This is a genomic window from Tunicatimonas sp. (assembly GCF_049647865.1).
Lineage (GTDB): Bacteria > Bacteroidota > Bacteroidia > Cytophagales > Cyclobacteriaceae > Tunicatimonas.
On sequence record NZ_JBARYM010000695.1, the window covers coordinates 1 to 2,010 of the forward strand.

General features: G+C 45.5%; 2 protein-coding genes. Both read right to left on the bottom strand.

Going from position 1 to position 2,010, the window contains the following annotated elements; genetic code table 11:
* Positions 1 to 901, bottom strand: a 901-nt coding sequence (locus WBA23_RS20355) for a carboxypeptidase-like regulatory domain-containing protein (RefSeq protein ID WP_424584118.1), incomplete at its 3' end; no start/stop codon positions are given.
* A 268-nt stretch (positions 902 to 1,169) separates the two neighbouring features.
* Positions 1,170 to 2,010 (bottom strand): FAD-dependent oxidoreductase (locus WBA23_RS20360; RefSeq protein WP_424584119.1); only part of this gene is annotated, 841 nt, incomplete at its 5' end.

The window sequence follows — 2,010 nt, forward strand, 5'->3', positions numbered from 1 at the left end:
GCCCAAAGGTGCTTTGTAGTGGGTGCAATACATTAACTTGGTCGAGAGATACGGTAGAACGAAAGGTCACGTCCAGTTTGCCCGCATCACGGCCCTTTTTGGTCGTAATTACAATAACTCCATTGGCCGCCCGAGAACCCCACAGCGCCGCAGCGGAAGCACCCTTCAAAATTTGTAAGGATTTAATATCTGACGGGTTCATATCGTTCATTCGCGACTGCTGACGAACCCCTCCGGTATTCTCACCGCTGTTACCCGAATCAGCATTGGGAGCTCCCACCGTATTACTGATCGGAATACCATCTACCACAATTAATGGCTGAGACTCGCCGGTGATGGTGTTCTGTCCGCGAATCTGGATATAAGAAGCTGCGCCCGGATCACCCCCAGAACGAGAAATTTGCACTCCGGCTGCTTTCCCGCTTAAGCTGTTAATTAGCGTGTTCTCCCCTGAGCGGGCAATTGATTCGCCTTCTACCTTAGAAAAAGCTAAGCCTCGGCTGTCAGCATCCTCCTCAAAACCTAAAGCAGTGACTACTACTTCGGATAACTGCTTGGTGTCATCGGTAAGTTTTACGTTAATAGTGGACTTATTACCAATGGCTACTTCTTTGGTTACTAAGCCAATAAAGGAAAATACTAACGTTTTAGCGTTTTCACCTACCGATAGTTGGTAGTTTCCATCAATATCGGAAATGGTTCCGTTGGTAGTGCCCTTCACTACTACGTTAACGCCCGGTAGAGGATCATCTCCGTTTACCGAGGTAATTTTACCGCTAATATCTCGGTTTTGTGCCTGAAGCTGGGTACTCATCAGGACAATGCCGCAGCTGAGCAGCAGGAGCAAGAGTTGGTCGCGCCGACCAGCAGGTAATGAAAAATACGTAAAGATGTTTCTCATAGGTAGATTATTTTATAGTGTTATGAAAAAGTTAGAGGAGAGAAATTTGTGGTAAGAGAAGTGATACTGTGATCTGTTGAAGATCGCAACCTACTGAATTTTTTAAAAAAACCAGAATATAAATATGAAAATTATATCGAAGGCAAAATAATAATGGGATTATTTAATAATCAACAATCTTTGACATTTTTGCAAAATATCCTTTCATAAAGTGCATATTTATTTTTTCGATAATGAAGCGGATCAATTGGGTGCTATTTTTCGAAAACTAGTGATGCTGCTGGGTAAAGTTAGAAGAGGGTGAAAAACGATCGAAAGAAAAAAGCGGCGGAGTTTCTTTTTGCTGAGTAATTAATTGAGCAGCTAACTCTCCTAATGCGGGCGCATGTTTGAAGGCGTGTCCAGAGCCTCCTCCGAGTATCCAGGTATTTTTTAGATCGGGATGGCGATCCATAATGAAGTGTTTATCAAAAGTATCAGTATGTTGGCAAACCCGGGATTCTAGTAAGGGCGCATTTTCCATAAACGGAAACCGATACGCGAGTAAAGCTCGGGCTTGTTCAACTTCTTCGGGCTGAACCAACCGGTTATCATGGGTTGGGTCGAATAATTTCGCTTCGGCAGGTGCCCACCCGATCTTAAAGCCGCGGTGGTCATTTCCCGCTACGCCGTAGTGTCGCTCCTTATTAGCTAAGTCCCGGTTCATCCAAGTAGGTAACTGATTTTCTTGGGGAGTGGCTGAATACTGAGGAGGTGAACCAAACATAAACACGGGCTGGCGAGTAACCCGTAGCTTGTCTTGCAGTAAGTCGGGGAAGGTCTGACTTAGCCAAGGACCATTTGCAAACACGTAGTAGTCAGCGGTGAGGGTGGTATTGTCGGCCAACGTTACTTCTTTTAGTTGGCCATTTCGTGTATCATTCGGAAGCACCTGAGTTTGATGAAACTTCCCTCCTTCCCGAATTACCTGTTTGACTACCTGACTACAAGCTTCCCGCGCTAGTACAAAGCCAGCGGATGGATCATACACCGCGTGGTGAAGGTCGTCCGTACGAACTAGCGGAAAACGTTGGCTGACTTCTTCAGGAGATAACCACTCTAATGGCATC